The 25236-nt window shown below is 57.0% G+C and carries 19 protein-coding genes; 10 read left to right on the top strand and 9 right to left on the bottom strand.

The features are described 5' to 3' along the window. Positions 1-222: 222 nt before the first annotated feature. A complete protein-coding gene (locus JNB88_RS30530; RefSeq protein WP_220358712.1) occupies positions 223-1560 on the bottom strand; it encodes an epoxide hydrolase family protein in 1338 nt (445 codons plus the stop codon). Positions 1561-1747: 187 nt separating this feature from the next. Beyond that, positions 1748-3844: a carboxy terminal-processing peptidase gene (locus JNB88_RS30525; RefSeq protein WP_220358711.1), complete on the bottom strand. Its 2097-nt coding sequence runs from the start codon at positions 3842-3844 to the stop codon at positions 1748-1750. Positions 3845-4183: 339 nt separating this feature from the next. On the opposite strand from JNB88_RS30525, the gene JNB88_RS30520 reads away from it, so the two are divergent. The 3 genes from JNB88_RS30520 (at position 4184) to JNB88_RS30510 (ending at position 8642) form a co-directional block, all read left to right on the top strand. Next, positions 4184-5113 (top strand): helix-turn-helix domain-containing protein, encoded by a 930-nt coding sequence (locus JNB88_RS30520; RefSeq protein ID WP_220358709.1) that lies wholly within the window; start codon positions 4184-4186, stop codon positions 5111-5113. A 110-nt stretch (positions 5114-5223) separates the two neighbouring features. Beyond that, positions 5224-6630 (top strand): aldehyde dehydrogenase family protein, encoded by a 1407-nt coding sequence (locus tag JNB88_RS30515; protein ID WP_220358707.1) that lies wholly within the window; start codon positions 5224-5226, stop codon positions 6628-6630. A gap of 35 nt (positions 6631-6665) precedes the next feature. Beyond that, the gene (locus JNB88_RS30510) at positions 6666-8642 is read left to right on the top strand and encodes a copper amine oxidase (protein ID WP_220358706.1); all 1977 of its coding nucleotides are present in this window, start codon (positions 6666-6668) and stop codon (positions 8640-8642) included. Between the two features lie 153 nt (positions 8643-8795). Here the strand turns inward: JNB88_RS30510 and JNB88_RS30505 are convergent, their stop codons facing one another. Then, entirely contained in the window at positions 8796-9725 is a 930-nt protein-coding gene (locus JNB88_RS30505; RefSeq protein WP_220358705.1) for a LysR substrate-binding domain-containing protein, read from the bottom strand. A 169-nt stretch (positions 9726-9894) separates the two neighbouring features. Here JNB88_RS30505 and JNB88_RS30500 point away from each other — a divergent pair, with 169 nt between their 5' ends. From JNB88_RS30500 to JNB88_RS30485, 4 genes are read left to right on the top strand one after another with little or no spacing between them, the layout of a single operon-like run. Further along, positions 9895-12006 carry a TonB-dependent siderophore receptor gene (locus tag JNB88_RS30500; protein WP_220358722.1) on the top strand — a complete coding sequence of 704 codons (2112 nt, stop codon included), beginning with the start codon at positions 9895-9897 and terminating at the stop codon, positions 12004-12006. Positions 12007-12012: 6 nt separating this feature from the next. After that, a complete protein-coding gene (locus tag JNB88_RS30495; protein WP_220358704.1) occupies positions 12013-12879 on the top strand; it encodes an iron-siderophore ABC transporter substrate-binding protein in 867 nt (288 codons plus the stop codon). Next, positions 12876-14834 (top strand): Fe(3+)-hydroxamate ABC transporter permease FhuB, encoded by a 1959-nt coding sequence (fhuB, locus tag JNB88_RS30490; protein ID WP_220358703.1) that lies wholly within the window; start codon positions 12876-12878, stop codon positions 14832-14834. The genes JNB88_RS30495 and fhuB overlap by 4 nt, the downstream gene beginning before the upstream one ends. Next, entirely contained in the window at positions 14831-15502 is a 672-nt protein-coding gene (locus JNB88_RS30485) for a hypothetical protein (RefSeq protein ID WP_156142434.1), read from the top strand. Before fhuB ends, JNB88_RS30485 begins: the two co-directional genes overlap by 4 nt. A 218-nt stretch (positions 15503-15720) precedes the next feature. Here JNB88_RS30485 and JNB88_RS30480 read toward each other — a convergent pair whose 3' ends face one another. Next, positions 15721-16770: an alpha/beta fold hydrolase gene (locus JNB88_RS30480; RefSeq protein WP_220358702.1), complete on the bottom strand. Its 1050-nt coding sequence runs from the start codon at positions 16768-16770 to the stop codon at positions 15721-15723. 302 nt (positions 16771-17072) lie between these two features. Between JNB88_RS30480 and JNB88_RS30475 the strand changes: the two genes are divergently transcribed. From JNB88_RS30475 to JNB88_RS30465, 3 genes are all read left to right on the top strand, one after another. Continuing rightward, positions 17073-18848 (top strand): cytochrome c biogenesis protein DipZ, encoded by a 1776-nt coding sequence (locus JNB88_RS30475; RefSeq protein ID WP_220358701.1) that lies wholly within the window; start codon positions 17073-17075, stop codon positions 18846-18848. A 464-nt stretch (positions 18849-19312) separates the two neighbouring features. After that, positions 19313-19669, top strand: a complete 357-nt coding sequence (locus JNB88_RS30470) for a hypothetical protein (RefSeq protein ID WP_220358700.1) — start codon at positions 19313-19315, stop codon at positions 19667-19669. A 124-nt stretch (positions 19670-19793) separates the two neighbouring features. Continuing rightward, positions 19794-20270, top strand: coding sequence for a DUF992 domain-containing protein (locus tag JNB88_RS30465; protein ID WP_220358699.1), 477 nt, complete (start codon positions 19794-19796; stop codon positions 20268-20270). A 581-nt stretch (positions 20271-20851) separates the two neighbouring features. Here the strand turns inward: JNB88_RS30465 and JNB88_RS30460 are convergent. From JNB88_RS30460 to rhaM, 5 genes are all read right to left on the bottom strand, one after another. Further along, the gene (locus JNB88_RS30460) at positions 20852-21229 is read right to left on the bottom strand and encodes a response regulator transcription factor (protein ID WP_220358698.1); all 378 of its coding nucleotides are present in this window, start codon (positions 21227-21229) and stop codon (positions 20852-20854) included. 189 nt (positions 21230-21418) lie between these two features. Continuing rightward, a complete protein-coding gene (locus tag JNB88_RS30455; RefSeq protein WP_220358697.1) occupies positions 21419-21631 on the bottom strand; it encodes a hypothetical protein in 213 nt (70 codons plus the stop codon). A gap of 1059 nt (positions 21632-22690) precedes the next feature. Further along, entirely contained in the window at positions 22691-23458 is a 768-nt protein-coding gene (locus JNB88_RS30450; RefSeq protein ID WP_220358696.1) for a fumarylacetoacetate hydrolase family protein, read from the bottom strand. A gap of 79 nt (positions 23459-23537) precedes the next feature. Next, entirely contained in the window at positions 23538-24914 is a 1377-nt protein-coding gene (locus JNB88_RS30445) for an FGGY-family carbohydrate kinase (RefSeq protein ID WP_220358695.1), read from the bottom strand. Continuing rightward, complete coding sequence (gene rhaM / locus JNB88_RS30440) at positions 24911-25231, bottom strand: L-rhamnose mutarotase (RefSeq protein ID WP_220358694.1); 321 nt, start codon at positions 25229-25231, stop codon at positions 24911-24913. The genes JNB88_RS30445 and rhaM overlap by 4 nt, the downstream gene beginning before the upstream one ends. Positions 25232-25236 lie beyond the last annotated feature (5 nt).

Below are 25236 nucleotides of genomic sequence, written 5' to 3'. Positions count from 1 at the left end.
GTGATGTCTCGAACCTACCCTTGCGCAGATCGCGATCACGTTGGCTTGAAAAAGTGCGCGAATGGCATGGCATTCTCCGAGGCAAGTGTCTCCAGATACGTCGTGTCGGATCGTTCCATGCGCGATCGGCATAATGTGCCGATCGCGCTACCCAATTCGATGGGCACCAGCCCGCACCTAGGGAGGATGGATGTACCATCCTCCAAAGACTGGGCTGTCCCGTCAACGAACGGATTTGAAAGCGGCCCGCAACTCCTCCGCGAAAATCTGAGGTTGTTCCCAGGCTGCAAAATGCCCACCCTTGTCAACCTTGTGGTAGTAAGCGAGGCTTGGATACGCCTGCCTGCTCCAGCTTTCTGGCGCTTGGTAGATCTCTTTGGGGAACACGGTGATGCCGACCGGTATCCTGATGTCCTTGGTCTTCTGTGCCTCGGCGCTGAAGTTGTTGTTGTTGTTCTCCCAATAGAACCGGGAGGATGACGCTCCCGTGTTTGTCAGCCAATACAATGTAATGTCATTGAGCATCTCATCGCGTGATAGAACCCGCTCTGGGACGCCATCGCTGTCGCTCCACTGAGCGAACTTCTCGTACATCCATGCGGCAAGACCCACTGGTGAGTCTGCAAGCGAGTACCCAATCGTCTGCGGTCGCGTCACCATCATGGCACCATACGCGGCGTTCCGACCAAAGAATGTGCTTAGAGACTGGAATGCTTCGCGTTCTGGCGCCGTCAGGTCTGACGGTGCAGGATCACCACTGTTGATCGCCTTCGTGAGGTTGCCTGGAATGGTAGCCGGCATGTTCAGGTGAATGGCGAGGAGGCCTTTCGGAGCCTGACGAGCCAAGGCATCGGAGATGACGGAACCGTGATCGCCGCCCTGGGAAACATAGTGGTCGTACCCAAGTCGTTTCATCAACGTATCCCACGCCCGAGCCGTACGGTCGGGGCCCCAGCCTAAATCTGTGGGCTTGCCGGAAAAGCCATAGCCCGGGATCGATGGAATGATCACATCAAATGCATCCTCGGGGCGCCCACCGAAAGCCGTTGGATCTGTGAGAGGGCCGATTGCCTTTATGAATTCGAATGTTGAGCCAGGCCAGCCATGTGTGAGTATTACGGGCAGTGCATTCGGATGACGCGAACGCACGTGGATGAACTGAATATCAACCCCGTCGATCGTCGTCACAAACTCGGGCAAAGCATTAAGTTGTGCTTCGGCCTTCCGCCAGTCGTAGTCGCTACCCCAATATCGAACCAGATCCCGGACCTGGGCAAGTTGAATGCCTTGCGAAGAATCATTGACGGTTTCCTTGTCGGGCCAGCGCGTCTCTGCGATACGCCTGCGCAAATCGTCGAGCTCAGATTGTGGGACGTGGATTTGGAACGGGCGTATGCTCTCGTCGGCAACGGCGCTGCTCGCCGAGACCGCTGAAGCGACGTCAGCGGCCCCGGCTGTGCGTACATAGCCGTTGGGAGTGAGCACTATTGAGCCAAAAGCAAGTGCGAGAAAGCCGCCCGCAAGCTTTTTCCGACTGGAGCCTTTTTCCATCGCTGCCATAAGAGACCGTCCTTTGTCTTTGATTGTTCATGACAAAGTTCAGGCTAGATGGCGGTTGTATCGGTCATGTTTCCTGATTTGCTGAAACTGTATCAAAGAGTAGCCCAAGTGCTCGTCGGCGGTATCGTTGAGCGGCCCCGATCGATCTGGTCGCGTCAATTTTCCGACTGTTTCAGCCCGACTTTCCCTATTGCTTAGTGGCTGCCTTCAACACTCCATCCTGCAGACTCGCCTCATCGGCTACAATTGCAGCGGCCTCCTCCAGCAAGACGTCCTTTGCCTTCTTGCGGGCGTCCTCAATGGCAATATCAGCGCTCAGGCTGCGCTCGTTTGCCTGCAGGCCATCATCTCCCGCAGCATCTTCGCCCTCGCTTGACTGTGCTCGAGACTTGAGCCGGTTTTCCCGAGCGGTAACTTCTTTGCGGCGTTCGGCTTCATTGAGAGAAACGATTCCTTTCTCGCGTTGCGCCCTGAGCTCGGCGACGTCCTCCAAGAGGAGTTGGAAATCGGGATCGCCACGCACACGATCATCGTGGCGACTTTGCAAAATCGGCACCAATGTCATGGTGTCGCCAGCGCGCGAATAGTTCGCAGGCTTGATCTGTGTCCACGGCAGGGCATTGTCGTAACTCATCTCACCGAAGCTCCCCGGATCCGAAAATCCCGGCAAACCGATATCTGGCGTCACGCCACGTAGCTGTGTTGTGCCGCCATTGACGCGGAAAAATTGAGCAATTGTCACTTTCAGCTCGCCGAATTCGGGTTTGCTGTTGCGGGCCATTTGGTCAAGACTGACGACCGTTTGAACAGTCCCCTTGCCGTAACTGGGCTCGCCGATAATGACACCTCGACCATAGTCCTGGATGGCGGCGGCAAAAATCTCCGAGGCCGACGCCGATCCGCGGTTGATTAGAACCCCCATGGGGCCCGACCAGACAGGCGCTGAAAAATCAGCGCTTCTGACCTCGACATCTCCGTCGCTGCCGCGTTGCTGAACGACCGGGCCGGTTCCAATGAACAGGCCGGTCAGATCGATTGCTTCGTCCAACGAGCCGCCGCCATTGTTGCGCACGTCAATGAGGACGCCGTCTACCTTTTCCTGCTTCAGTTCGCCTAGAAGCTTGGCGACGTCACGGCTTGCGCTTCGGTAGTCTTTGTCTCCTTTGCGCCGAGCTTCGAAATCTTCGTAGAATGCCGGCAGGGTGATGATGCCGATCTTACGGGTGGCCTCACCGACCTTCACGGACTGCACAACCTTCCTGGCTGCCTGTTTTTCGAGGTTGATCTTGTCACGCACCAGGCTGATGACCCGATGAGTGGCGTCGGCACCAGCTTCCGCAGGCAGGATATCCAGGCGAACAACGGATCCCTTTTTGCCACGGATCATTTGCACGACTTCATCAAGGCGGGTGCCCACAACTTCCTTGATCACCCCATCCTTGCCTTGGCCAACGCCCGTGATGCGGTCTCCAACGGCAAGCTGACCGGACAACTGCGCCGGCCCACCAGGGACGAGTTCGCGGACAGTCGTGTAGTCGTCGCGCTCCTGCAGCACGGCGCCGATACCAACCAAAGAAAGCTTCATCGATATGTTGAAGTCAGCCGAAGCAGCCGCGCCGAAATAGTCCGTGTGCGGGTCGATCGACGTTGTATAGGCGTCCATGAACGACTGGAAAACGTCGTCGCTCTTGTACTTGTAAACGCGTTCGAGGGCGTTTGCGTAGCGTTTGTCGAGCGTTTCGCGAATGGCGGCGTCCGTCTTTCCACCCAGCTTCAGCCGCAACCAGTCGTTTTTCACACGCTTGCGCCAGAGGTCGTCGCTCTCAGCTTGCGACTGCGGCCAGGGTTCCTTCTCGCGCAAGATGGAATAGTCTTCCTGAACCTGAAAGTCGAAGTCCTTCTTAAGCAGGCTGCGAGCGTAATTCATGCGGTCGAGAATGCGCTGTTCATACGCGGCGAAGATCGTGAAGGGTATCTTCAAGTCCTGGCGCTTGATGGCATCATCAATCTTGCTACGGTCAGACATGAACTTGTCGATATCCGTCTGCAGAAAGACCATACGGTCCGGATCGAGGGACTTGATGAAGTGATCCATGATCCTGGCAGACAATGCGTCGTCAAGCGGAACAGGCTTGTAGCCGAAGCGCGTCAGAAATTGTGAACTCAACTGCGCAGCTTCTGCCTGTTGCTTGAGAGGGGTCAAAGCAGGCGGTGGTGCGACTTCGGCATAGGCTGACGGTACAATTGCAAGAAATGCACCAAGGAGAACGTAGGGTATGCGCATTCAGCTGTGATCCAATTTTTGATGCCGAGTGTTGATGTGGCATCTAGGTGGAACAATTATGGTTTTTTGGCAACCAGGGGGATGACCAACGGCAAATTCTTGGCATTAAAAACGCCTAACCGCCCAGTGCGAATAAAATAAGGAGGCAGCGTCCACATCGTTGCTTACGCAAGAAAACTCCAAGAATCGGCGATCTCGAAACGCGAATTTTCCGGAAGGTTTGCAACCTAAGAGGCTAAATCGGAGTGCGGTCACGGCAAGTGTCACAAGAATTCATATTTTTTGATGGAAATGTGATGAAAGCAATGAAATACTCTCTGGGGCCAGGGGAGGGGTACAATGCAGTCGTTGGTTGCGCCAGTTCATATGCCGGTGCCGGTGGAGGTCCTTGAGGCGCAAATCCGTAGGGTTTGCGGGGCGTTCACCCTTGAGCCGTCTAGATCATCGGGTGTTGTCGCCGGTGATGTCGCCACGCGGCGCATTGGTCTTTTCGAGACCGCTATTGTCGGTCTTGATGCTAGCGATCACGTTGAACGGGGTAACCGGGCGATCCGTCAAGACCCTGGTGAGCACTTCTTCCTGCTGATCCAGGATGTTGGGCATTGTCGGGTTGAGCAGAATGATCGGGTCGCCGAGCTTGCTCCGGGCGACATGTTCCTGGTGGATTCGGTCCGTCCTTCGCGCTTCTCTTATGGGGGTACCCGCTCCAGCCAGGTTTCGATACATCTTCCGCGCCTGGAGATGGTGCACCGGTTCGGGCAGACATGTACTGGCGGAATTTCGATCAGTCGCAGCGACCCCCTCTGGCTCGCAATGCGCGCTGTGGTAACCAAGATGCTCGACGGCCCGGCCGCCCAACCGCAACTCGGCGAGGCTTTTCTCTGCCTTTTGGGCGCCTACTTGCAAGCGTCCCGCAATGGAGGCAGCCATCCGGCGGCCGAGACCTTGTTGTCGCGAGCCCTTGCTCTCATCGATCGCTACGGTGCCGATCCTGCTTTTGGTCCGCGCGAGCTTGCAAGCCGTCTGAATGTCTCCGAGCGCATGCTGCAAAGACATTTTCGCCCGCTCGGCGAGACCCCGAACCATCGCCTCTTGAATCGCCGTCTGGAAATCGCTCATAGCCGGCTCTGCGCTCGAGCCGACGTCGCAGCCAGCGACGGTATTACGGCAATCGCCTACGATGCGGGCTTCAATGATCTATCTTATTTCTACCGCGAGTTCCGTAAGAAATACGGCACGACACCAGGCGCCGTCGGGAAGTGTCATTGACGGTTTTGTCCAACGGCCTGGACGCTTCCGTCCAAGTCCAGTGGAAGCTCTTGGTTTAGTCTTGCTCCAATTCCCGGATTTTGACCGGGTCTCAGCGGAGGAGGCTGACTATGACTTTTTATTCTGCGACTATCGGCGGAACGCCAGTAGCCGGTGAGACGAATTTCGCCGTTATCAATCCTGCAACCGGTGAGCCGGCAGGCTACGCACCGAACATGGGAGCTGTTGAACTCGACCGCGCCGTCGCGGCTGCGCGAGCAGCATTTCCCGAATGGTCGGCGCACAGCGACGAGGACCTGCAACGAATCTGCTCAGCGGTGATCTCCCGAATTGAGGAGCATGCAGGCGAGCTCGCCAATATCATTACGCTCGAACAGGGCAAGCCACTGAACGGTCTCGGCTCGCGCTGGGAAATGGGAGGTGCCGTCGCCTGGGCGGGCTATACGACCGGCCTTTCGCTGCCGGTCAAGGTGTTGCAGGACAATGAGCAGGGACGCGTGGAGTTGCATCGCAAACCGATTGGGGTCGTCGGCTCGATCACGCCCTGGAACTTCCCGGTTATGATCGCGATCTGGCATGTCATGCCGGCACTACGCACTGGCAACACGGTCGTTATCAAGCCATCGCCGCTCACGCCGCTATCGACGCTGCGCCTCGTAGAGATCATGAATGAGGTGCTCCCACCTGGCGTCCTGAACGTCGTTATCGCCGATGACAAGGGCTTCAACCTTGGCGCTGCCATGGCCGCCCACCCGGGTATCGACAAGATTGTGTTTACGGGCTCCAGTGCCACCGGACAGAAGGTGATGCAATCTGCCGCCTCTAACATGAAGCGTCTGACGCTGGAGCTTGGCGGCAATGATGCTGGCATCGTGCTACCGGACGCCGACCCAAAGGCAATCGCCGAGGGCCTTTTCTGGGGCGCCTTCATCAATAACGGCCAGACCTGCGCTGCGCTAAAGCGCCTCTACGTGCACGACAGCATCCATGACGCGGTGTGCGAGGCACTGGTTGACTATGCCAGCAACATTCCCGTTGGCAATGGCATGGATGAGACGAGCATCATCGGCCCCGTGCAGAATGCCATGCAGTTCGACAAGGTCGCCAGCCTCGTTGCGGATGCCAGGAAGCGCGGGAAAGTGCTACTTGGAGGTGAACCGGGTGATGGACTGTTTTACCCGCTCACCATCATTTCCGGCCTGAACAACGGCGATCCTCTCGTCGATGAAGAGCAGTTCGGCCCCGCCCTTCCCATCATTCGCTACTTTGATGTCGATGAGGCGATTGCGCTCGCTAACGACAGTCCCAATGGCCTTGGCGGATCGGTCTGGTCGTCGGACACGGCAGCGGCGAAAGTGGTCGCAAGCCGCATGGCCTGCGGCTCGGTGTGGATCAACAAACACGGCGCGATCCAGCCCAATGCCCCCTTTGGCGGCATCAAGGCCTCCGGCCTCGGCGTCGAGTTCGCCGAGGAGGGACTGCAGGAATACACAAATATCCAGGTGGTCTTCGCCTAAGCCGATCCACTGAAAAAGACCAAGAGGGAACCGATATGAAACGACTGAAACACCTTGCCGCCACCGCATTGGCGATGGCAATTTTTGCACCCGTAGCTGTTGCCCATCCGCTTGATGGCCTGACTGCGGAGGAGTACCAGCGCATCAACCAGATCCTGCGCGAACAGAAAGTCATCAATGACGACACGCTGTTTCCGCTGATCGAGCTCAAGGAGCCTGCCAAGGCCGAAGTGCTGAAGTGGAAGGACGGCGACAAGCTTGACCGCAAGGCCTCCGTCCAGTTCACCGACCAGGGCGGCTTCAAGGAGGCAGTGGTCAACATCAGTGCCGGCACCATCGAAAGCAACGAGGTGATTTCCGGCCAGCCCATGGTCCTTTTCACCGAGTTCATGAATGCGCTCGAAGGTGCACTCAGCCATCCCGACATGGTGGCGGGTCTCCAAAAGCGCGGACTTAAGGCCGACCAAGCTTTCTGCTTGCCGCTGACAGGCGGCAACTTCTTCACCGAAGAATACAAGAACTCGCGCCTGATGAAGGTGCCCTGTTATCGGGTGCCCGAAGGGTCCAACTACTACGCCAAGCCGATAGAAGGACTGTTTGCCGTCTATGACATCGGCAAGAAGCAGGTTGTAAAGGTCATCGACACCGGTGTTGTTGAACTGCCGAAGGACGACTGGGGCTATACGGAAGAGGAAGTCTCCAAACGTCTTCCCCTGCGCCCGGAGCAGAACCCTGCGACGCTTTCCCAGCCTGGTGGCGCGAATTTCAAGGTCAACGGGAGCCATCTTGAATGGGATATCTGGCGGCTCAACTTCCGCGTCGACAAGCGCCCAGGCCTTGTGATCTCCAATCTCGACGTCAATGATGACGGCAATTGGCGTTCAGTAATTTACCAGACCCACCTCTCAGAAGTCTTCGTGCCCTATATGGATCCGACCGAGGGCTGGTACTGGCGTACCTACATGGACAGCGGCGAGTATGGCTTTGGTCTGTTCCTGAGCCCACTGCGGGCTGGTATCGATTGCCCGGACTACGCCACCTTCCTTCCAGCAACTATTGCAGACGACAAGGGAAGCCCACTCGTCATTCCGAATGCGATCTGCGTCTTCGAGCGCAATGTCGGCGATCCTGCCTGGCGCCATTTCGAGGTCTTCGCACAGACGCCCGACAAGCCGATCCCGGCCGAAGGACGCCCTGCAACCGAACTCGTGGTGCGCACTGCGTCGGAGGTCGGCAATTATGACTATCTGATCGACTACCGTCTGCAGCAAAACGGGCAGATCAACATCTACATCGGGGCAACTGGCCTGGATGCTGTCAAGGGGGTGGCCTCGACGTCGATGCAAGATCCGACAGCTTCGGCCGATACTGCTTGGGGCACGCTGATCGCGCCAAACCTGGTTGCTGCCAACCACGACCACTACTTCAATTTCCGGGTCGATTTCGACGTCGATCAGCCGATCAATCACTTTTCGACGATGGACATCGTTCCGGCCAAGGTTCCGGAGGGCAGCCCGCGCAAGTCCATGTGGTCTGTCAAGCATTCGATGCCACACTCCGAAATGCAGGCCCGCTATCGTCTCTCGGCGATGGAGCCCAAGTATTTCCACATCTCAGACCCATCGAGGAAGGGTTATCTCGGACATGAGCCGGGCTGGATGATTCACCACGGCAATGTCGCCTACGGTCCGTTCGATTTTGCCAACGACCCGCCGATGAAGCGCAACGCGTATATCGAGTACTCGGTTTGGAACACCGTCTATGACCCGGCACAGCGTTATGCTGGAGGCAAGTACGCTATGCAGAGCGACGGTTCAGACACGCTGGCCGAATGGGTGAAGAAGGACCGGCCGCTAATGGACCAGGACATCGTCACCTGGTTCACCGCTGGCTTCCACCATATTCCTCGTATGGAGGATTGGCCGGTCATGTCGACGGAATGGAAGACCGTTCATATTATGCCCCACAATTTCTTCGCCCATAATCCGGCGCTCAATCTGCGAAAGAAGTGACTTAATGCTGTGGGCGTCACGTTTGTGGCGCCCACAGTTTCGCATCGGGAAACCTTCCCCTGCTGGAGGCGAAATGATGCCTTGGCATCAGTGGCGGAGCTTCAGCGTTGCCGCGAGAGTGCTGGCGTTATACCAGCGCCGGTTTGCACGACCTTAGCCTTCGAAGCTCTCCTGTTCGCTCGGCAAGGTCCTTTTGAAATGGGCGATAAAACTCTTGATGGTCGGGGACGGTTCAACCTTTCTGTAAGCGATTGCAAGGTCGGAGGTAACCGAGCAACCCTTTAGCTTGGTGTAGGAAATACCCGGAAGGCGCACGCACTGGAACGAGCGCGGCACCAAGGCGACACCAACGCCCAGGACCACCATGCTGGCAATCGTTGTAAAGTCTCGGCCCGAGCTGTTTATGTTTGGCTGGAAGCCCGCTTCCTTGCATGCAGCCAGCGTATTGCGATGAAAGCCAACGTCCGGGGGCTGTCGTGGCGTGATGAAAATCTCCGACGACAACGCCTTCAGCGGGATCGAGGACACAGCTGCGTATTTGTGACCCACAGGCAGTGCGACCACGAAGTCCTCGCGGACAGCAACCTCTGCCGATAAGCCGGATGGAAGGGCAATTGGCGGCCTTATGAAGCCTACATCCAGCGTCTTGTCTGAGATCTTTTCAAGCTGAAGCCGCATCTCCATTTCGATTAGATGGAAGTCAATACTTGGCTTGGATGCCTTGAATTTCGATAGGGCCTCCACAAGCACTCCCGAGTACGCCGCGGACGCTACGTAACCCACTGAGACGCGTTCGAGATCGCCTCGGGCAGCTCGATGAACGGCCTCGATCGCGTCCTGAAGCGTGCCTATAACCCTGCGCGCCTGCTCGACGAACTCCAGGCCAGGTCCGGTCAATCGCAGTGACCTCCGGCTTCGGTCCAGCAGGGATACGCCAAGCAGCGCTTCCAGCTTGATGATTTGTTGGCTTAGGCCCGGTTGGGCGATTCCAAGTCGCGCAGCGGCTCGTTCGAAATTCTGCTCCTCGGCCAAGGCGACGAAGTATCTGAGATGCCTAAGTTCGATGTCGGACGCGTTTGCCATCTCCGGCTTTCTTTCATAATCCGGGCTTCTGAAATTTGTTTGTTACAATATTGGATCGCAGGATGGAAACCCTCTAGGAAGATGACTGGTTTTGTCAAGTTTTGAGGGGCGGGGCGCCTCTCGCGATTTTCATGAGGGTAACGTGAGCTTGAAGGGCTTTTATCTTGTGATGCTGTCAACAGTCTGCGGCACGGTGTTGATGCCCGCAGTCGCATCAGGACAGGATGAGCAGGGCGCGACCGCGCTCGCTCCAATTACGGTTACAGGAGAGCAGCAGGAAAATCCCACCGCGCCAGTAAGGGGATATGTTGCAAAGACGAGTTCGACGGCAACCAAGACCGGAACCCCGCTTCTGGAGACGCAGCAGTCGATTTCAGTGGTTACGGCCGATCAGATCAAGGCCCAGGGCGCAACAACCCTTGGGCAGGCTCTGGGCTACAGTTCCGGCGTGATCAGCGAACCATATGGCGCTGATTCCCGCTTCGATTCCCCGAGAATCCGGGGCTTTGACGGAAGACAATCTCAATTTCTCGATGGCCTGAAAATGATGCGCACTGCCGGAGCGCCGTCCTATGAGCTTTACGGCTTGGAGCGTGTCGAGGTTCTCAAGGGACCTGCGTCCGTCATGTATGGCCAGGGCAATCCTGGCGGTTTGATAAACCTGATCAGCAAGCGTCCTGTCTTTGAAACGTTTGGCGAGGTTGGGCTCGAAGCAGGCAGCTACGAAACCTATGGCAGTTTCTTTGATGTCGGCGGGCCAGTTTCTCCGGGATCGGATTTCGCCTACCGCCTTACGGGCGTTGCCAGACTGGCCAATCAGCAAGTCGAGGAACTGGATAACGACAGGTACTTCATCGCCCCAGCACTCACCTGGAAGCCAGATGAAGACACGTCCTTCACCCTGTTGACGAGTTTCCAGCACGACAATCCGAGTTCGCCGTCGATGCTACCAGTATCCTTGACACTGAACTCAAGCAATCCGCTCGGTCGAGACTTTTTCGTTGGCGATGAGGGTTTCGACCGCTCAAGCCGGAACCAGGCGAATGTTGGCTACCAGTTCGAGCACAGGTTTAGCGATGACTGGAAATTCCGTCAGAGCTTCCGTTACTCCAACCTCGACTGGAAGTATCAGTCGCTTGGCATGTCGTCGCTGACAGGAGGCGTTCTCCCTGATGGCGTCACGATCCGACGCAACGCGACGTTCCAAGATGAGCGGCTAAATACCGTGAATGTTGACAACAATGTACTGGGCGAGTTCTCGACCGGGGACGTTGATCACAAGCTGCTGATCGGTGCTGAGTACCGTTACTTCGACAACGATACGGGCACACAGTTTTTTCAGGCGACGGGCCTGAACTCTCGCAACCCCGTATATGGGGCGCCGATTGTTCTGGCAAAGACGCCGACAACCAACACTCTTGTCCAATCGACGTTAAGTCAGTTCGGCATCTATGCCCAGGACGAGGTTGCCTTGGACAAGTGGCGGGCGACACTTGGCCTGCGCCAGGACTGGGCGCAAACGGATGGGGATTCGCTGAACCGGAACAACGGCATAGCACGACCTCTGGACAAGGATGATCACAAGCTTACGGGGCGAGCCGGTCTTTCCTACATCTTCGACAACGGGATCGCGCCCTATGTCAGCTACGCGACTTCGTTTGAGCCGGTTCCGGTACCCACAAGCGGTCAGCCGCTCGATCCTACCACCGGCAAGCAGGTCGAAATCGGAATCAAATATCAACCGACTAGCTGGAATGGCTTCTTCTCCATTGCGGCGTACGACTTGCGGCAGAAGAACGTTGCTGTGTTTGATGCGACAACTCTGACCTATTTCCAGATCGGCGGCGCGAATGTGAAGGGGATCGAGGCCGAAGGTGTCGTCAGCTTGACCGATGGACTGGATTTGCGCGCGGCTTACACCTATACCGACAGCGAGATCGTCGGCGGTGTCGACGATGGCAACGAGCTGGACAATACACCTCGCCATGCGGCCAGCCTTTGGGCTGACTACACCTTCCGCGAAGGTTCTGCGCTTGAAGGTTTTGGTGTGGGCGCCGGCGTCCGCTATGTTGGTCAACGGTATGGTAACACCGCCAACACTTATGACCTCGATGCCGTCGCTCTTGTGGATGCTTCCATCCACTACCAGAAGGATGGAATAAGAGCATCCGTCAACTTGGCGAACCTCGGCGATAAGGAATACATTTCCAGCTGCGGTACATTTGGGTGCAACTATGGCAACGGTCGCAGCATTATGGGACGTCTGACTTTTTCATGGTGACTTCGAATGCTGAATAGGCGCCAGCTTCTGATATCGCTGGCCGCCACGGCTCTACCCGCATCAGGCCATTCCGCGCAGGGACTGCGAGTGGCTGCAATAGACTGGGCGATGCTTGAGACAAGCATCGCACTCGGCGTCATGCCGATTGCCGCAACGGAGCTCCTTCAGTTCCGGCAGGATGCCGTGGAGCCGGTGGTGCCGAATTCCGTCGCCGATCTCGGACTGCGTGGCTCGCCCAACTTCGAGTATCTGGTGCGACTGAAGCCTGACTTGATCCTTAGTTCGCCTTTCTATGCGCGACAGAAAGCAGCCTTGGAGAGAATAGCGCCTGTGCTTTCCCTGCCTTTCTACGTGAAGGGCGAGGGTCCCCTCGCCAAGGCAATCGACGCAGTGAGCATACTCGGGGCCCGTCTCGGGCGACAAAAGGAAGCCCAGCGTGTACTTGCCGATAGGGAAGAGACCGTACGGTCTATGAAGGCTCTACTGGCGCCGTTTAGCAAACGAGCCACATATCTCATCAACATTGGCGATGCCCGACACTTCCGCGCCTTTGGAAGCGACAGCATGTTTGGCGATACCATGGCCGCCCTTGGGTTATCGAATGCCTGGACCGATCGGTCACGCTATACCTTTGCAGCGCCAGTGCCCCTGGAAGCCTTGGCTGCGCGTCCCGATGCCCGCATAGTGGTTGTTTCAGACGTACCCGTTGAAGCTCGCAATTCTCTGCACGAAAGTCGTATCTGGCGTTCACTGGAACCCGTGAAGCGCTCTCGGGTTCACTACCTCGCGAACATCAATCCTTATGGCGGTATCGAGGCCAGTCTGCGGTTCGCCAGGCTCTTTACGAACGCTCTGACGGCAGGTGAGCCGTGATCACCCGAACGTCAGTCTGGTTCACGCTTGCTGCATTCGTCGCTGTTGGCCTCCAGCTCTACAATGCGACGAGTTTCTTGCCATATTCGGAATGGTCCTTGTGGCAACCCGATGCCGAGATGACGACGCAGCAAATCATCCTCTACTACGCCGTGTTACCGCGTGGAACGGTCGCCTTTCTTGCAGGCGCCATGCTTGGTCTGGCAGGAGCTTTATTCCAACAACTGTTTCGAAATCCGATCGCGGATTCCTCAACTCTCGGAATTTCCGCGGGCGCCCAGCTGGCAATTGTCTCGGCAACACTGTTTGCGCCTTCCTTGGTAGATGAAGGGCGCAGTGCCGTTGCGATTGCCGGTGCGGGAATTGCCGCAAGTGTTGTTTTCTTCCTGGCCTGGCGTCGTCGGTTCGATCCGGTTGCGATGGTGATCGCAGGCATGCTTGTCAGCATCACGACCAGTGCCATTGCCGCAGCCATGACCATTTCCCAGGGGGAGTACTTGATGTCGCTTGTGACATGGAACGGCGGGGCCCTCAGCCAGCAAGATTGGGCGCCTTCATTTTATCTCACGGTGGCATTTGCCGCAGCTTTGACCTTGGGCGTTGCACTCGCACGGCCGCTGCATTTGCTTTCGTTTGGCGAGGAGGTCGCAAGCGGCCTCGGGGTTCGCATCACGCAGGTGAGAGTGGCAGTCGCGGCACTTGGCGTACTTTTGACCGGTCTCGTGTCCGCCTTTGTCGGTCTCGTGAGTTTCGTAGGGCTCGCGGCGCCGCACATTGTAAGAGCTTGCGGTACCAGGGACGCCCGGAGCATGCTCGCTTTCAGCGCATTGGCCGGAGGTCTACTGCTCTGGATCTGCGACGGCTTTGTACAGATCATTGCGTCGTCGGCAGACGAAAGCTTCCCCACTGGTGCAATCACTGGTTTGCTGGGCGGGCCCCTTCTTCTGTGGCTCCTTTCAAGGATCCGACACACGACCCCGGGGCGAGCCTACGGGCAGCAAGTCATCCGGCCGGCAGCCCCCATGTTGGCCGCGATTGGCGGTTGCGTGGCCATTGTCACGCTTGCGAGTTTCTTCGTCGCTCAGGACCAGGGCGGGTGGCTATTGCTGTCCATGAGCGAGTTCCAGCAGATCTTTTCAATGCGCTGGCCACGCGTGGTGGCGACAGCCGCCGCCGGTGGCTTGCTCGGTGTGTCCGGTGCGATGCTTCAGAGGCTCACGTCAAACCCCTTGGCTGGTCCCGAGGTGCTCGGTGTGAGCGGCGGCGCCGGCATCGGTTTCGCAGCCGTATTGACGCTGATACCGGCTCCAACTCAAGCCGAGATCATTTTGGGTAGCGTTGTTGGAGCCACGATCAGCACTGCGGTTGTCACCAGTTACGGTGGCCGCCGACAGCTTGAACCTGAACGGCTGCTGCTGGCAGGGGTCGCAGTAAGCTCTCTCACCTCTGCGGTTTTGGGTGCATTGTTGGCGATTGGCGACCAGAGGTCATGGCAAATCCTGAACTGGTTAGCTGGTTCGGCTGCGACGGTGACGGGAACCCCCGCACTGACGCTTGCTGGCATAGCTACGGTGGTCTTGGCTTGTTCGCTTCTTGTCAGCCGATGGCTGACGCTGCTGCCTCTTGGCTATAGCGTCAGTACAGCGCTTGGCGTGCCCTTGCGACCCGCGAGGGTTCTCGTCATCGTTCTGGCAGCTGTTTCAACTGGTGCCGCGTCTCTTTTGGTAGGCCCATTAAGCTTTGTCGGCCTACTGGCACCGCATATCGCGTTGCGGGCTGGTTTCAGCCGGTCTCGTGATCAACTCACCGCGTCGTTCGTGCTCGGTAGCGCCTTGATGCTGCTTGCCGACCTAGGTGCGCGAAACCTGACGTTCCCATATGAACTTCCGCTGGGGCTGTTCGCAGCGCTGATCGGTGCTCCATACTTGACCTACCTTGTGTCGAGACGGGCATGACGAACCTTACGTTCTCATCTCTACCTGCACCATTTGGAGATTGTGCTGCCCATATAACCCAAGTACCGGGACCAACAGATATCGGCCTGAAGGACCTCGTGCGTGATCCGACGATTATCGAGAGGGGTATTCATGCGATCATAGCAAAGTGGGGGCCAGGCGATCCGATAGCGGCCTCATCGCTCTGGTCTTATGGATACTTCCTGCGGTTTCTTCGGCCGATCCTTGCTTATGGCGTCCTGTCTGATGTTTGGTTGGACGTGACTTGCGAGAGCCTGAATGTCGTGGTTTCTGACAATCACACGGTTGGTAAGTTCGTGACGGCACGACAGCTGCCTCAGGAAACAACATTACAAGCGCTGGTCGCCAACATCGCCTTGATCATCGACTACTGCTGCGGATCGACAGGCACCAAGGAACGACTTCATCGAAGCAATGCTGAGTTCCTGATCTTCAAATCGCTTGATCATCTCGACAATATGGGTCTGTCCACCGAGCAATTGGTCCGCGTCTCATCGACGCGCGCCATCCTCCAGGACTTTTCAACCGGGCAATTCGGCCGGACAGTCAACACACACCAATGCCCGCCAACGCGACGTGTGTGTTGCCTGCGGGATCGACTGGCCGGTCTTTCTAGATGTGCGGTGGCTTGCCCACTCTCACTTTGAGCACCACTACGCGAGCAGCAAGGTGCCCGGTTGAACTGTGAGAGGCCATCGACGGCATTCGCGCCTCAGTGGAAGTCGAAAGAAACACTGGAATGGCGGTTGTGTGGCGGGCGCTGCTAATGAAGCGCCCGCGGTCATTTTTCAAAGAGCGGGCTGAAGCCGGCGTCAGTCGGGTTGAGATTGCAGGATATGATATGCCCTGGCAAACCGAAGCGACATCAGAACCGATCGACATCCAGAATGGCCTGCGCAAAGGCTTGCGGCGCTTCCTGAGGAAGGTTGTGACCGATGCCTCCCGCGATGTTGCGGTGCTCGTACTTGCCTGTGAACTTCTTTGCGTAGCTGGATGGTTCCGGATGCGGTGCGCCGTTGGCATCTCCTTCCATCGTAATCGTCGGGATGCCAATCGTCGGCGATGCGGCGAGCTTCCTTTCCAGGATGTCATACTCTTTCTGGCTCTCGGCCAGACCAAGCCGCCAACGGTAGTTGTCGATGGTGATTGCCACATTGTCAGGGTTATCGAGCGCCTTAGCAGAGCGGTCGAATGTCGCGTCGTCAAAATGCCAGTCCGGAGACGCGAGCTGCCAGATAAGCTTTGCGAATTCATGGCGGTATTTGTCATAGCCTTCGCGGCCTCGTTCGGTCGCAAAGTAGTACTGATACCACCAGGCGAGCTCCGCTTTCGGGGGAAGCGGCTTCTTGTTGGCCTCCTGGCTGCCAATCAGATAACCACTGACCGAGACCATGCCCTTGCAGCGTTCCGGCCAAAGCGCGGCCATGATGTTTACCGTCCTGGCACCCCAGTCGAAGCCTCCGACGACTGCCTGCTTGATCTTCAGCGCGTCCATGAAATCGATCATGTCGACTGCGAGAGCAGCCTGCTGCGCATTCCGGAATGTCTTCTCCGACAGGAAGCTGGTTGTTCCATAGCCGCGCAGATAGGGAATAATGACGCGGTAGCCGGCGGCCGCAAGAATTGGTGCAACATCGACGTAGCTGTAGATGTCATAGGGCCATCCGTGAAGCAGGAGCGCGACAGGGCCGTCGGCTGGGCCATCTTCCGCGTAGCCGATGTCCAGAACCTTGGTCTTGATTTGCTTCAATGCGGCGAACGAAGTGTGCAATCCGGGATTGACCGTGGGCGCTGGTGCAGCTGACACGGGGGTCTGTGCCCTGGCCGATCCGATGACGCCGAACTCGACGGCGGCAACGGTCAAGGCGGCGGCACCGAGCAAGCTGCGGCGCTGATGATTGATGCTATCGGACATGGGCACTCTCCGGGTTGTTTTCTGACACGGCTAAGAGGCACCTACCCGTGTATCCCGAATATGTCGCGTCGGGCACGATATTGAATACGCGTGTAGAAAATCGGCATCGAGATACTTTTCGGTACAATTTGGCTGGCGGGGATTTGGTCGCGACGTCGTCCAGGCTTTTGAACCTACAATTCGGTACACTTGAGGCAAAAGCCCGACACACCTGAGATACATCAGAACGACCAGACTTGGGCTCTTGTCGGTCGAGGTGTGGCCTCGGCTCGAGCTCGAATACTCGATTCAAAGGAACGATTATGACGCTACTTGTCATAGCCTATCTGGGAGGCGCGCTGACAATCCTCAGCCCATGCATCCTTCCGATCCTTCCGTTCGTCTTTGCACGCGCGGGTCAACCTTTCCTGCGTAGCACCCTGCCAATGTTGGTGGGTATGGCAGCCACTTTTGCTGTTGTTGCAACTTTGGCCGCCGTCGGCGGTGGCTGGGCAATCGAGGCGAATGCGTACGGGCGGACCGTCGCCATCGTATTGTTGGTCGTATTTGGCATCAGCTTGCTGTCGGCGCGGGTCTCAGGCGCAATTACGCAACCGATCGTCAATCTAGGCAACAGGCTCTTAAATTCGTTTGGCAATTCAGCGTCTGGTGCCTCTGTCGTCGGCTCTTTTGTCCTGGGTGTTGCCACCGGTTTTCTTTGGGCGCCCTGCGCCGGCCCAATTCTCGGCTTGGTACTGACCGGCGCAGCGCTCCAGGGCGTCAACCTCCATACGACGCTTCTTTTGCTTGCTTATGCCGGAGGCGCAGCAACATCGTTGGCGATCGCGCTCCTGTTGGGCGGAAGGGTCTTTGCGGGGCTGAAGCGGTCGTTGGGTGTCAGCGAACGTATTCGCCAAGCCGCAGGCGTTGCTGTCCTAGCGGGGGTGGCGGTCATCGCCCTCGGCTTTGACACTACCCTGCTTGCAAGGCTCTCTTATACGAGCACAACGTCTCTAGAGCAGTCGGTCCTTGATCGTTTCGAGGCGTCGAACGGCGAAGCTAGACCCACTGAACTGGCCAGAAACAGCATGATCTCTGCAGCCGCAAACAAAACGAAGCCCTTTCGCAGCGATCTTGCCGTCGAGGGACGTGCACCTTCGCTCAGCGGTGCGGTCGACTGGTTGAATTCGCCACCGCTGTCAATGGAGCAGCTTCGAGGCAAAGTGGTTCTCATCGACTTCTGGACCTACTCGTGCATCAATTGCATTCGTACGCTGCCCTATGTTCGAGCCTGGGCCGATAAGTATAAGGATCAAGGGCTGGTCGTCATCGGTGTGCACTCGCCAGAGTTTGCCTTCGAGAAGAATATCGACAACGTCAGGAAAGCGATTGGCGATTTCGGGATTACATATCCCGTTGCTATCGATAATGACTACAAAATCTGGCGTGCGTTCCAAAATAACTATTGGCCGGCCCACTACCTGATCGATGCAAACGGGCAGATCCGGTACCACCATTTTGGCGAGGGAAACTATCAAGAGACCGAGGGAGCCATCCAGGACCTTCTAAAGGAAGCCGGCAGCGCCACCGGTGCGAATGCGTTTGTCACTCCTGAAGCCAAAGGGGCCGAGGCAAGCCCCGATATCAAGGATTTGCGTTCGGGCGAGACCTACATCGGATATCGAGAGGCAACAAACTTCGTCTCCAGCGAGCCGGTTCGTGCTGACGCTGCGCAGACCTACACAGTAAAGTCGCCCAGCCTGAACGAATGGGGGCTCGCAGGGAGCTGGACAATTGGGGCAGAGGAAGCGACCCTCGATCAGCCCGACGGCAGCATCACTTATCGCTTCAGCGCGCGCGACCTCAATCTCGTCCTTGGTCCTGGTTCAGATGGAAAGCCCATCCGCTTTCAGGTGAAAATCGATGGCAAGGCACCAAGTGCAGATCATGGTACTGATATCGACGCGGCCGGCAATGGCACCGTGACCTCCACCAAGCTTTACCAACTCGTGCGTCAATCTGGTGACGTAAGAGCTCGCCTATTCGAAATCCGCTTCCTCGATCCTGGTGTGAACGCCTATGCATTTACGTTTGGCTGACACGCCACACCTTGGGTAGCAGCCCAGGTTCCGGAGGATGAGCGCTATCAAAACCTTGCGCGCGTGCCTCGTGCCGTAATTGACGCGGTCGTCGAGCGAGGACAGTAGGAACAATGACAAGCGACGGCGCGCCGACGTTAAGATCGGGGCGCCGTCGTCGATTCAATTGGAGACCTCAAAAGCTGGTGGGCGCCCGAGGGATCGCCGCGGAGGAGCGAAACAGGGGGCGACAAGCATCGATTGTCAACCTTGTTTAAGGCTCTGCACTGCGGCTCGAGCACATCTTGCGTCCAATGACGCTCAGCCCAAACCAAAGGATAGGATCCTAGACACCTGAGTATGATTTCAGTGAATGCGCGGCGCCCATACGTTTTACTTGCCGGTCACCGACTGGCCGACAACAAAAACCGTTTTGTTTCAGACGATTGAGCCACGTCGCAATACCCGCCATTGAAAGGGAAGACATGAACCGCGTTTCAAGATGCGCTATCGCTGCCGTCATATCCACACTCGCTCTCGCAACCAACAGCTATGCTGACAGCCTCGCGATGAACGGCGGTCCGGAGATCGAAAAGACGCTGACAACGTTCGCTCGGAATTTCGACGTCAAGTATCTGAGCGATTACCAGAACCAGATGGACCAGCCGGATGCAGCGGATGCGTTCCTGCCCCGCACCGCAGACGGTGTCCAACATATCCAGGCCGCAATCAAATCAAATGGACGGCTTGCTGAAAAGCTTGCGGCAAAGGGTATCGACGTCAAGAACGTCGTGAATGCCGAGCAGGCGGCCGACGGCAGCATAACGTTCTGGGTTCGCTGAGACGATCAATGCGCTGCCACCTCTGTACGGTGGCCTCCCACAAAATTTATCTCATTCATGTCTGTCGCGTTCCGGCGGTGCGACTGCGGATATGTCGACAAGCACTCAAGAAAAGGACTCCAAAATGCGCAAACTCATGATTTCGACAGCAGCAACGGCAATCTTGTCTGCCCTTGGATGCGGTGCATCTTTCGCGGCCGAGCATACAGAAGTCGGCGCGATCAACTGTGACGTATCGGCTGGAATCGGCGTCATCGTTGGCGGTCAGCAGGAAGTCAGCTGTGTATTCACGCCCACGGGGGGCGGCGCCAGGGAAAATTACAAGGGCAAGATTACGGAGTTCGGTCTCGATATCGGGGAAACCGACAAGGGAAAGATGGCATGGCTCGTATTCGCGCCAACGACCCGCAGCAAGGGAGCACTTGCCGGAACCTATAGCGGCGTCAGCGCCGATGCAGCCGTCGGTGTTGGTGTTGGAGCGAAAGTTCTAGTCGGAGGCGAGCACGGTACGATTTCCCTGCAGCCGGTTGCCGTTCAGGCCGAGGAGGGCCTCAATCTTGCTGCCGGCATCACAGCACTTACGCTCCGGATCGCCAATTAGCCATTGGTCCCTGGAAGAGTGCTTGCCATCCGAGCCGATACTGCTACCGGCGTCCAACCGGTAGCGACCCCTGTCGAGCAAGAGAGAATAGCAGCGTTAGTGCGCAAGTCCAAAGCGAGGCCGGATCCCTCACTTGGAAGGCAAGCTGGGACTTTGCGAGAACGGTCACACTGAAAAACGATTGGGTAGCACCGCGCTTCAATTTCACTCCCTCTCGACAAGACGCGACGCCAGTCTGCCAGGTACCGGTGGATCACCGCGGGCATCACCTCTGCCAGCCAGGCCATTCCAGCCCGTCCATTCGATAGCGGCGGCAGTATCGAAGAGGCGCTCATGCCGACTTCGGGTAAGACCGGTACGGCAGTCCCCTACGAAACGAATGCGCGCGCAACGACAGTTCCCAGCGCTATTATGGCCGGCAGTTGTAAGAATACCCTGTTGCCACGCTCGTGCATCGCCGCTCTCCAAATGAGGACATCACCAGTTTCTTGGGTCTATTTGCACGACCGCCGATTCCGGCGTCATATGGGCGAGTTTAAGGATGCGCACCTTCAGGTTCCGCATGCTTGATGCCTCCAAGGCTACACGATCGTCTCGTGTAACACTGTCTCGAGCGCAGCAATCAGCAATGAAACGTCGACCGGCTTGGCGAGGAAAGCTACAGCACCGGCCCTCATCGCAGCAGTGCGGGTGCGCGTATCCTGATAGGACGTGACGAATATGATTGCCGGCGGGTTTGGATCCTTTGCCAGCTCGGCCTGCAACTCTATTCCGCTACACCCGGGCATGTTCACATCGAGAAGAAGGCAGCAAACCCCTGTTCGACGGAGGTCGGAAAGGAACTGATCTGCGGATTGAAACGAGTGGCTTGGCAGGCCGTATGAATCCAGGAGATCTTCCAAAGCCTCCCTTGTAGACCCGTCGTCATCGATGATGGCTACCGAACGCTCTTGTGACATTGTCCCGACACCAGATATTGGTTCATGTGTCGAACAATATCGTTTCGAATTCATGTGTTTGATATCGTACGAGAGTCTATGGGAGGTCCTCGATTGGTGTGGCTCACCGCTATTGGCAGTGCCCATCGGGACGTATCCGCCGGTGTCTTTGGCGACGATTTCGCCAGTATGGGGTATGCGTCAGCTCTTTCATTCCTGCGGCTCGATGAGACTTGAGGAGACGCTAGCAACGGCCTCGGCCATCTCGGCCCTAAGAAGTGGTGAGAGTTTAAACTGCCAATAGAGACGGTCCCAAAGCGACTCATCAGGGTCTCGCTGCAGCAGGGCATCGATCCGTAATTGGTCTTCCTGTCCTTTTTTCGTCTTAAGATTTCCGACTTCAATCAATGCATTTCGGTTCATATCTGCGCCTCCAATGATCGAAGCGGAAACTTGGAAATTCAATTTCGTACGTGCCGCGAATTGGGGTCCAGTGCCAACTATACAAACGTATTGCGCGCGCGGACAAAGGTTGGATTCCAATAGGGACATTGTCGCCTTAGGCTCGTGACAACAACCGATCCCGGAGCACTGATGCACCCCAGAGCGAGTATACTCGGAGCGATCGCGGCAGGCTGCCCCATTATATCCTCGACATGGTTTGGAAGGGACGGTTTGGGGTTGTCGGATTTCGGTTCACTTGACGCACAAGCGGAAGATTTGACGGTGATGTTCAGCGCATCTGCCGTCCTGCCCGGCAACGTCAGGACCAGGATTATCATTAGAAACGTTTGACTTGGTGCTACCAGATCAAAAGCGGCTGGGTCTGCTGGGTAGGCATTCGAAATCGGATGGTGGAGCGTGCAGGATGCGAATGCTGATGCTGTTGATAGTTGCTTTCATGTTAGCCGGGGTTTTTGCTCCCCTCGTTGTTCCTGGCGGAAATGAGCAGATCGCACCGGGCCAACCCTTGGAAACCATCGTTGGAGCGAATGAGGGTAGTGGACCCTGACGTTACAGGATGAGAACTTGAATAATCTTAGCTAATAGACTGTTTAGCAATAACAATTGTGATTTGAATGAGTATCCGGCACTCTCCGAATGTTCGTGGGGTTCCGTGACCAATCAAAAAGGTATGGGGAGGGTTTGCCACCATCAGCGTGAACTATTGTATTGTGTTTGGCGGGATGATTTTGCGCGCGTGGCCAGTAGGCTCGGCTTCTTGCGATCAAGCTCAGGATTGATCTTATCTCTCAGGGCTGGAGCCGCGTCATCTTAGGGTTGGCGCTTCGGGCAAGAAATCGTGGGACGCCAGTTGGCTCCGCCTGGTAGGTACATTCCCATGAACAATCGAAAAAGATTGGCCGTTTCCGCGGCCCCGGCTTGGGTGGCGGAGGGCTAGCCGGAAGTTAGCCGCCGAGGCGAATAATGGACAAGAACGGATGCGTCCACCGGTTACCGGCGGACGCATCCGACATCATTTCAGGCGAGTGTAATCCTTAGATGGGCAGACCCGCCAAAGGTAATTTCAATATCCCCAGGCGTTAAGAGTTCAATTGCACCACAGAGGGTGCCTGTGGTGATGACATCCCCAGCCTTGAGGGAGGAGGCCGGTCGCAACCCATCATTTGCGTACTCAAAGAGCCAGGTCAACACGTCGCCCTTCGGATGCTGAGCAGGTGCGTCGTAGATCGACTGGCCGTTGAGGGTGACCTTGAGCGGCGTGCCACCCGCCGTATCAACGACTGACTTTGCGACAGTGGGGCCGAGAACATATCCGGCGTTTCCAAGCCGGTCGGCGAGGAACAGTAGAAATGAGATCTTGCCGCTTTCTTCGATAGCGCTGACCAGCAATTCGGCGCCGATATATACAGCCGCGATCGCGCCCACAATGTCGGCTCTGGAGTAGTTGCCATCTCGAAGTATAGGCAAATCCTTGCCAAGGCGCACCGCGATCTCCGCCTCGAACCTGATACCCTTTTGCCAGTCAATCCGCGCACCGGAATCAGCCTGCACAAAAGGATGGAGCGGTGCAGCAACTGCCTGCCCATCGGGCGAGACCGTCACCTTCCAGGCATTACTCGTGATAGCCTCGTCGGCTGCCAGGAAGTTCTGGGCATCCACCGCTTGCCTAAGATTAGGAGGCAAGGCGAAATCGGCCGTCGGGGCCTGATTTCGTACTCGACGCAGGCCGTGAAGCTTTGACGCAAGCGCACGTGGATCAAAGGGTGCAGCGGTCGACTCTACCATGGGACTCCTCCTGTTTGTTGTGAGTCGCTAACCTATAGGCAACACCAAAGTGGAGCGAGGGGCATCGGCGGAAAGACTGCTATGCCAACGCTGTATGCCAGGACTGGCGGTAGGCACTGAGCCCTGTGATTTTCCCTGGCTGAATCCGTCGTTCAACGGCGGCGGGCGGTTGAATGCCGGTCAGGAGTGCGGCCCCCTGGCTGGTGCCGGTCGAGCCGGGAACCGCGATCACATCGCGATCAGTTAGCGCAGCGAGCAGAGTGAGGTAGGTGTCGTTCAGCGCAAACGGTCCTTCGACGATAACAGGACCGCGTGCGCCGATCAGATTGAGGCAGGCTTCATTCATCAGCGCCAGATATAGGCACAGTGCGCCATAGCGCGCTTCGGCGCTTGCGCCTTCAGCATTGATCCAGCGCGCGGTTTGACCTGGAAACGGCCCTGAGCCCGGCGCAACGTTTGGAAGCAGCAATATGCTGTTTGAGACCACCCGCTCGATTGCAGCACTACTGTATTCCTGATCTACGTGGCCGATTTCGGCAGAGACCGTTTCGAACTCGCGTCCGCCCATGAAGCGGGAGGAGGGCACGGCGCGGCCATAGGCATCGACATTGGCCAGCGTATCGCGGCTCGGCTCGAGATGATCGAGATCGCCCCCGACACCAAAATTGATCACCCACGTGCCGGTTGAAACGACTGCGAAGGGGGCAGGGCGAACAAGAAGGTGCGGCAGAAGCGACGCGTTGGAATCGTGGATGCCGCAAAAGACCGGAATGTCGCGGGAAAGACCAATCTCTTTGTTAATCGCCGGAAGAACCGGGCCGAGTGCATCGAAGGCTGAGTGGATCGGCGCCATCAGCGAGCGGATGCCAAGGGTGTCAACGAGTGAGGAGTAAGTGCTTTCTCGGGGCGCCCAGAGGTCGGTGTGGCAGCCAAGCGATGTGACCTCGTTAGACACGACGCCCGTCAAGCGAGATGCCCAGTATTGCGGATAGGTGACGATCGTTGTCACTTTCGCGAAGGCGTCGGGAAAGGTCGTCTTCTGGTAATGCAACTGCGCGCCGACGTTCAGACCCATGCTCTGATGTGGCGAGAACGTCTCCTCGAAGGGAGGCCGCAGCAAGGCATACGCTTCGCGAACGTCGGCAGGATATTCATGCTCGTAATCCAGTACCGGCATAGCAAGATCGCCAGCTGCATTCAGCAGGGCAGCCGATGCGCCGTGTGTCGTGATCGAGATCGCGTCGAAGCCGGGCTCCCTAGCGAACGAGCGCAGGGCATCCAGCGTAAAGGTCCATAGTTTCTCGACGTCGTAGTGCGGGTAAATTCCATCACGGACTACGGAATTCGGCATCTTGGCTACCGAAATCTCTACCCCGGTGGCACTGTCCAGAACGACCACTTTGGCATTGGTCTTGCCGATGTCGAGAACGGCGATACGGCGGTAGTTTACGGTCATGGCATATGGAATACGGTGACGAGATCGCTTTGGACGGGAGAGTTGTCCGGGTTGGTTTCCATGATGTCGGCCATGTGTGCCCACCATTTCTTCATGACGGGGTGATCCGGCAGGTTTGCCATTGTGTGATCAGTGGGACGCGTCAATACACCGAAGAGCGTGTTCGTTTCGCGGTCTAGATGGATTGAGTAGTCGCGGGCGCCGGATTGGTGCAGCAGTTCCAGCAATTCCGGCCAGATCTCGTCATGCCGCTTCTTGTATTCGGCTTCCATGCCCGGGTTGAGTTTCATCTTGAAGGCGTGTTTTTGGAGCGTCATTTGGA

The sequence above is a fragment of the Rhizobium cauense genome (genome assembly GCF_019511525.1).
Classification (GTDB): Bacteria; Pseudomonadota; Alphaproteobacteria; order Rhizobiales; family Rhizobiaceae; genus Rhizobium; species Rhizobium cauense.
Note: the sequence above shows the minus strand (reverse complement) of the source record. Positions and strands in the feature narration are given on the sequence as shown.

Bases quoted from the DNA above. Each gene is read 5' to 3' on its own strand.
- JNB88_RS30525 (WP_220358711.1), bottom strand. From the start codon at position 3,844: ATGCGCATACCCTACGTTCTCCTTGGTGCATTTCTTGCAATTGTACCG.
- JNB88_RS30485 (WP_156142434.1), top strand. From the start codon at position 14,831: ATGACGAACCTTACGTTCTCATCTCTACCTGCACCATTTGGAGATTGT.
- rhaM (WP_220358694.1), bottom strand. From the start codon at position 25,231: ATGACGCTCCAAAAACACGCCTTCAAGATGAAACTCAACCCGGGCATG.
- JNB88_RS30455 (WP_220358697.1), bottom strand. From the start codon at position 21,631: ATGAACCGAAATGCATTGATTGAAGTCGGAAATCTTAAGACGAAAAAA.
- JNB88_RS30530 (WP_220358712.1), bottom strand. From the start codon at position 1,560: ATGGCAGCGATGGAAAAAGGCTCCAGTCGGAAAAAGCTTGCGGGCGGC.
- JNB88_RS30465 (WP_220358699.1), top strand. From the start codon at position 19,794: ATGCGCAAACTCATGATTTCGACAGCAGCAACGGCAATCTTGTCTGCC.
- JNB88_RS30495 (WP_220358704.1), top strand. From the start codon at position 12,013: ATGCTGAATAGGCGCCAGCTTCTGATATCGCTGGCCGCCACGGCTCTA.
- JNB88_RS30515 (WP_220358707.1), top strand. From the start codon at position 5,224: ATGACTTTTTATTCTGCGACTATCGGCGGAACGCCAGTAGCCGGTGAG.
- JNB88_RS30480 (WP_220358702.1), bottom strand. From the start codon at position 16,770: ATGTCCGATAGCATCAATCATCAGCGCCGCAGCTTGCTCGGTGCCGCC.
- JNB88_RS30505 (WP_220358705.1), bottom strand. From the start codon at position 9,725: ATGGCAAACGCGTCCGACATCGAACTTAGGCATCTCAGATACTTCGTC.
- JNB88_RS30445 (WP_220358695.1), bottom strand. From the start codon at position 24,914: ATGACCGTAAACTACCGCCGTATCGCCGTTCTCGACATCGGCAAGACC.
- JNB88_RS30470 (WP_220358700.1), top strand. From the start codon at position 19,313: ATGAACCGCGTTTCAAGATGCGCTATCGCTGCCGTCATATCCACACTC.
- JNB88_RS30520 (WP_220358709.1), top strand. From the start codon at position 4,184: ATGCAGTCGTTGGTTGCGCCAGTTCATATGCCGGTGCCGGTGGAGGTC.
- JNB88_RS30475 (WP_220358701.1), top strand. From the start codon at position 17,073: ATGACGCTACTTGTCATAGCCTATCTGGGAGGCGCGCTGACAATCCTC.
- JNB88_RS30460 (WP_220358698.1), bottom strand. From the start codon at position 21,229: ATGTCACAAGAGCGTTCGGTAGCCATCATCGATGACGACGGGTCTACA.
- JNB88_RS30500 (WP_220358722.1), top strand. From the start codon at position 9,895: ATGCTGTCAACAGTCTGCGGCACGGTGTTGATGCCCGCAGTCGCATCA.
- JNB88_RS30450 (WP_220358696.1), bottom strand. From the start codon at position 23,458: ATGGTAGAGTCGACCGCTGCACCCTTTGATCCACGTGCGCTTGCGTCA.
- JNB88_RS30510 (WP_220358706.1), top strand. From the start codon at position 6,666: ATGAAACGACTGAAACACCTTGCCGCCACCGCATTGGCGATGGCAATT.